6 protein-coding genes and 2 pseudogenes are annotated in these 5,556 nt (G+C 67.8%); 3 read left to right on the top strand and 5 right to left on the bottom strand.

Features of this window, described 5'->3' with window-relative positions; all coding sequences use genetic code 11:
- Nucleotides 1-137: 137 nt before the first annotated feature.
- Nucleotides 138-737 (top strand): annotated as a pseudogene (locus FNM00_RS18535) (IS3 family transposase); the annotation flags it as partial.
- Here FNM00_RS18535 and FNM00_RS18530 read toward each other — a convergent pair.
- The 5 genes from FNM00_RS18530 to FNM00_RS18510 form a co-directional block, all read right to left on the bottom strand.
- Entirely contained in the window at nt 738-962 is a 225-nt protein-coding gene (locus FNM00_RS18530) for a hypothetical protein (protein ID WP_246065244.1), read from the bottom strand. It lies immediately after the preceding pseudogene.
- Nucleotides 963-1,101: 139 nt separating this feature from the next.
- Nucleotides 1,102-1,683 (bottom strand): histidine phosphatase family protein, encoded by a 582-nt coding sequence (locus tag FNM00_RS18525; RefSeq protein ID WP_143915015.1) that lies wholly within the window; start codon nt 1,681-1,683, stop codon nt 1,102-1,104.
- A 33-nt stretch (nt 1,684-1,716) separates the two neighbouring features.
- Nucleotides 1,717-2,451, bottom strand: a complete 735-nt coding sequence (locus FNM00_RS18520) for an aminoglycoside 3'-phosphotransferase (RefSeq protein ID WP_221933822.1) — start codon at nt 2,449-2,451, stop codon at nt 1,717-1,719.
- Entirely contained in the window at nt 2,448-3,482 is a 1,035-nt protein-coding gene (locus FNM00_RS18515; RefSeq protein WP_143915014.1) for a MaoC family dehydratase, read from the bottom strand. Before FNM00_RS18515 ends, FNM00_RS18520 begins: the two co-directional genes overlap by 4 nt.
- 84 nt (nt 3,483-3,566) lie before the next feature.
- Nucleotides 3,567-4,043, bottom strand: coding sequence for a YflT domain-containing protein (locus FNM00_RS18510; protein WP_143915013.1), 477 nt, complete (start codon nt 4,041-4,043; stop codon nt 3,567-3,569).
- 97 nt (nt 4,044-4,140) lie between these two features.
- Here FNM00_RS18510 and FNM00_RS18505 point away from each other — a divergent pair, with 97 nt between their 5' ends.
- Nucleotides 4,141-4,806 carry a histidine phosphatase family protein gene (locus FNM00_RS18505; RefSeq protein ID WP_143915012.1) on the top strand — a complete coding sequence of 222 codons (666 nt, stop codon included), beginning with the start codon at nt 4,141-4,143 and terminating at the stop codon, nt 4,804-4,806.
- A gap of 143 nt (nt 4,807-4,949) precedes the next feature.
- Nucleotides 4,950-5,556 (top strand): annotated as a pseudogene (locus tag FNM00_RS19350) (transposase family protein); the annotation flags it as partial.

Here is a 5,556-nt window from a genome sequence, read left to right as displayed (position 1 = left end):
CGAACGCAAGTACCACCGGCAACGCCCCCAGGACTCACTCGGCGGGTTGACCCCCATCGAGTACGAGGACAAGATCACCACCAACGCAGCAGCCGCTGCCTAAACAACAACTGTCACCCACGGCTGCATCACGGCCCAAGAAGCGGTCCAAGCCCGGCAGCACCGGGCCGCCACCGCACGACGACCTGCTCGCCGTGGTCGACGAGCACGGCGTCATCCGGCACGAGTTTGTCGCTGACGCCCCGAACAAGGTCTGGCTATGGGATATCTCCGAGCATCCCACCCGCGAGGGCAAGCTCTACCTCTGCGCGATCAAGGACGTCTTCAGCAACAAGATCGTCGGCTACTCCATCGACTCCCGGATGAAGGCGTCGCTGGCGCAGTCGGCCATGCGCAACGCGATCGCCCTACGGTCGCCGCGGGGCACGATCTGCCACTCCGACAGAGGCGGTCAGTTCCGTGCCAAGCGCACCCAGGCCCTCCTGGCGAACCATGGCGTGGTCGGCTCGATGGGCCGCTCCTACGGCGCCGGGGACAACGCCAGCATGGAGTCGTTCTTCAGCCTGCTGCAGAAGAACGTCCTCAACACCCGCCGCTGGGACACCCGCGACGAGCTCCGCCTCGCGATGGTCCGCTGGATCGAGACGAAGTACAACCGCCGACGCCGCCAACGCGGCCTTGGCAAGCTCACCCCGGTCGAGTTTGAGATGATCTACACGACCGCAACCGCGGCCTGATCAGCACAAACCCCGAGTGTCAACCAAACCGGGGGCAGTCCCCTTCGTGCCTACATCGGCGGTGAACTCGGGAATGACTTCCTGGGGATTGAAGACGTCATAGCCCAAAACGAGAGAGATAAACGGCATCACGAAGGCGTTCTTGGTCGCCTCCTCCGTCTCGATGCTGTCTCCCTGCGCCTCAATCTTCGCGGCGAGACTCGACAGCCGCTCTCGGATCTCCATAGCACACTCCGATGCTCCCCGGTTGACAATGCTGAGGCTGAGCCTAACCGGAATATCTCGTCCTAGGTTCCGAATCCGAACACTCTCTCCGCGTTCCCGCGTCCTGCCCGGGCTCGTAGCAGCGTGTCGAGCGCATGCGCTACCAGCTGGTGACGTTCCACCGCTTGACGACCGGCGTGCCGCGATCGGCGCTGAGCACCGAGTAGGTGGCGGTGTCGAGGTCGAAGATCCGGCCTTGCTCGACGACGAGGCCGAGCCAGCGGGCCGCGAGGACGCGCAGGCTGTGGCCGTGGGCGAAGACCAGCGTGCGGCCCGGCTCCCGTGCGAGGTCGACGACACGGTCCAGCCGCACCCCCACCTCCCGCGCGCTCTCGCCGTTCGGGCACGGATGGGTCCAGACGGTCCAGTCGGGGACGCTCTCACGGATGGTCTCGGTCGTCAGTCCCTCGTAGTCCCCATAGTCCCATTCGACGAGGTCCGGGTCGACGATCGCCTCGTCGAAGCCGGCCAGCTCTGCCGTGCGCTGGGCGCGTTGCCGAGGACTCGTCAGCACCCGGTCGAAGGCGATATCGGCGAGGGCCGGCCGCAGCGTCTCGGCCTGCCGCTCGCCCTCCTCGGTCAGCGGCAGATCCGTGAACGACGTGTGTCGCCACTCACGACTCCACTCGGTCTGACCATGTCGGACGATCCACAGCTCGGCGTCGGGAGCGAGTACGTTCACGCCGCCACGCTACTGCGCGGGACGGCGGTCGGCTCATGTGGCATTCCACAACGCCCGGTAGTAGTCGATGCGCTCGATATCGGGTTCGAGGCCATACGTCTCCCAAAACAGGCCTTCATCGGGGTCCTCGAAGTTCCACGCCAGCGACATCGTGGCCACGGCCAGATCCGCCCATCGATCGGCCACCCCCAATCGCCCCACGTCGACGGTCGCCGCGAAACGCGCGTCGTCGCCGAGGAGCGTGTTCGGTGCACAGGCATCGCCGTGGCAGACGACCAGCAGGTCGACATTGGGGGCGGTGAGGAGCGAAGCAGGCACCTCGCGCCCCGCCGACACCGCTTCGGTGATCCGAGCTTCCACACCCCAGTCGAAGGGGCACGTGGCGACCGGTAGGGAGTGGAGGGCCCGCAGCCCCTCGGCCACGGCCCTGACGGCGTCCTCGGGACGACGCGTCCACTTCGGGTCGACCGCCGAGCGCGCCGGGAGAGCTGCTGTGACCAACAGCTCCTCGTGGCCCCGGACGACGAGATCGAGCACCGCGGGAACCGGATGCCGGTCCGCCAGCCAGCGGAGTCGCTCAGCCTCGGCTGAGAGGGACTCGCCCGAGCCCGCCGGGTTCCATTTGAGGTACCGAGGGCGCGTACCGCCGACTCGGCCGGTCAGCCCGCCCACCTCGTTCTGCCAGACCAGCGTCACCTCCCCCGCCGCCATCTCACGCATGAGCGCCGGAACGGGGTGGCCGGGAGGAGGCGCGCCGGCGAGGCTCACCGGGGAACGAGCACCCAGTAATCGAGGTCGAGCAGCACGTGCGGCAGGTACTTGCCATCCTCGCCACGCAGTGTCATCGACTCGTCACGCCCCTTGGTGGCGACGAGCCTCAACCGCAGCGCGCCGGCACCCGGGGCGGTGGTCTCTGCCGTGTCGAGCACCTCGGACCAGGCATAGACAGTGTCACCGGCGAAGGCGGGCGATGTGTGTGCCCCGGCATTGATCGCCGCGATCAGCTGCGCATTGGCGAGTCCGTTGAAGGAGAGCGCCCGGGCCATCGAGATGACGTGGCCTCCGTAGACCAGCCGGCGGCCATCGGGACGCGCCTCGGTGTTGAAATGCACCTTGGCGGTGTTCTGCCAGAGCCGCGTCGCCATCATGTGCTCGGGATCGGTCAGGGTGACCCCGTCGACGTGGTCGATCTTCTCTCCCACCGCGTAGTCGTCGAAGCGGTGCGGCTCGCCGGCGGCGACGAGGTCGTAGTCGGTGAAGTCCAGACCATCGGGAATGACCAGATCATCGGCGGCGACCACCGTGGCGAGGTCGGGGACGAGGGCCTCGCGAGCCGGAGCGTCGATATCGCGCTTGTGCACCATGACCCAACGCGCCCACTCCAGCGCGATCTCGCCCCGCTGGTTGGTGGCGGTCGAGCGCACATAGACCACGCCGCTCTTGCCATTCGAGTTCTGCTTGAGGCCGATGACCTCCGAACGCGTCGAGAGCGTGTCTCCGGGGACCACCGGACGGTGGAAACGGCACTCGGCATAACCCAGGTTGGCGACCGCGTTGAGCGATACGTCCGGGACGGTCTTGCCGAAGGCGATGTGGAAGGCCACCAGATCCTCGACCGGGGCGGGCTTCAACCCCACCGAGGCCGCGAACTCCACCGACGACGGGACGGCGAAACGCGTCGGGTAGAGCGCCTGGTACAGCGCCCGGTCGCCCTCGGTGACGGTCCGCGGAGTCGCGTGCTCGATCACCTGCCCGACGGTGAAGTCCTCGAAGAAGTTGCCCGGATTCGTCTTGGTCATGTCATCCTCGCGTTCGGTGGCCTACGGCACACATCATGGCCGATCGCGAACGCGAGAAAGTTACTGCCCCGTCACCTCGGGGCGTCAGAACGCCGAGGCCGCACCCGGTCGGTGCGCGAGCAGGTCCTGGCCCTGGGCCAGGAACTTGTGCTCCACCAGCACCTCGAACTTGCTGGGCAGGATGGTCTTGACGCTGGAGAAGTCGCGCTGTCCGCGCTGCATCGCATAGGACACGGCGGCGAGGATGCCACCCCAGACGATGCCCAGCACGAGGCCGGTGAGAACCGCACCGAACCACTGGCCCTCGGCCGCGAAGATGCCCAGCAGCAGGCCCACCAGCAGGCCGAGCCAGGCACCGGCCCCGACACCGCCGAGGATCGCGCGACCCCAGGTCATGCGCCCAGTGACGCGCTCGAGCTGCTTGAGCTCGGTACCGACAATGAGGACGTTCTCGACGGGGAACTCATTGTCCGAGAGGTAGTCGACCGCCTTCTGCGCGTCGGCGTAATCGTCGAAGACGCCGAGCGACTGCGGGTACTCGAGGGAGAAGATCTGTGCCATGCCATCAGTTTAGTCCGTCGAGCGGGTCCGGGCAGTGAGTCGAGCGTCTCCCCCGGCCCGCTGGGGTGACGGCCACCTCGGACGGGAGAATGGGATCATGCGACTGCTGATGCTCCGTCACGGCCAGACCCCGGCGAACGTCGCGGGCGCCCTCGACACCGGTGCTCCGGGCCCTGGGCTGACGGCCCTGGGACAGTCACAGGCCGAGGCCGTCCCTGGGGCGCTCTCCGACCTGTCGATCGACGCGCTGATGATCTCGCCTCTGGTCCGCACCTCCTTGACGGCCACGCCCCTCTCCCGGGCACTCTCCATGGAGCCGCAGACCCTCGAGGGCATCCGGGAGGTCGAGGCCGGCGATCTGGAGATGAGGACCGACGGCGCTTCGCATCGGGCCTATCTCGAGACGGTGTTCTCGTGGGGTCGCGGACGTCTCAACCAGCAGATGCCCGGAGGGGACGATGGTCACGCCTTCTTCGACCGCTTCGATCGTTCCATCGCCCAGATCGCCGATGCAGGCTGGCAGCGAGTCGTCATGGTCTCGCACGGCGCGGCGATCCGCTGCTGGGCGAGCGCGCGCGTCGCCGGGGTCGACATCGACACGGTCGAGCGCACGCCCCTGGCGAACACCGGGCTCGTGGAGATCGAAGGCGACCCCCGCTCGGGCTGGCGTCTGGTCAACTGGAGCACGACTCCGGTGGGCGGCGCACATCTGACGGCTCCCGCCGCGGACGATCCCACCGGCGACACCATCGAGAACGCCTGACGCCCGCCGGGACGCTGAGGGTCCCCGAGGACCCGGTGTTCGACCAGGGCGGTGGTCCGGGATCGACCAGTCGGAGCGCCGTCACCGTGCTGAAGCGCCCCAGGTTTGATGCCGCATCCTTTTGAGTTGGAAGGATGCGAACCATGCCGAAGAAGATCGATCCCGCGGTCAAGGAGCGGTGCGTGCGGCAGGTGCTGGAGCACCTGCCGGAGTATCCGTCGCTGACCGCAGCCGCCGAGACCGTCGCGCGTCGCGAGGGGGTCGGGAAGGAGACCGTGCGCCGCTGGGTCGTCCAGGCCCAGATCGACGGCGGCCAGCGCCAGGGAGCCACCAGTGAGGAGCTCGCCGAGATCAAGGACCTCAAGGCCAAGGTCCGCCGACTCGAGGAGGACAACGAGGTCCTGCGCCGGGCCTCGATTTTCTTCGCGGCCGAACTCGACCCCCGCAATCGATGATCGTCGCGTTCATCGACGAGCTGCGGGCCGAGGACCACGCGGTCGAGTCGATCTGCCGGGTCCTGCGTGAGCAGGGCTGCCAGATCGCCGCGCGGACCTACCGCGACTGGGCGCGCCTCGACCGCCCTGTCGCGGCCCGCACGGTCAGCGACGCCATCGTCACCAACCAGGTCCGAGACCTGGCCTGGACGATCGACCACGAGGGCGTGCGCAGGATGACGCCCGAAGGGCTCTACGGGCGTCGGAAGATGACCGCGCTCGTGCAGCGCACCAGCCCGGAAGCGTCGCCCGGGTC

It is taken from the genome of Aeromicrobium piscarium (genome assembly GCF_007421815.1).
GTDB classification, from domain to species: domain Bacteria; phylum Actinomycetota; class Actinomycetes; order Propionibacteriales; family Nocardioidaceae; genus Aeromicrobium; species Aeromicrobium piscarium.
Note: the sequence above shows the minus strand (reverse complement) of the source record. Positions and strands in the feature narration are given on the sequence as shown.

Excerpts from the sequence above, each read along its gene's own strand:
- FNM00_RS18530 (WP_246065244.1), bottom strand. The coding sequence starts at position 962 with ATGGAGATCCGAGAGCGGCTGTCGAGTCTCGCCGCGAAGATTGAGGCG.
- FNM00_RS18515 (WP_143915014.1), bottom strand. The coding sequence starts at position 3,482 with ATGACCAAGACGAATCCGGGCAACTTCTTCGAGGACTTCACCGTCGGG.
- FNM00_RS18510 (WP_143915013.1), bottom strand. The coding sequence starts at position 4,043 with ATGGCACAGATCTTCTCCCTCGAGTACCCGCAGTCGCTCGGCGTCTTC.
- FNM00_RS18505 (WP_143915012.1), top strand. The coding sequence starts at position 4,141 with ATGCGACTGCTGATGCTCCGTCACGGCCAGACCCCGGCGAACGTCGCG.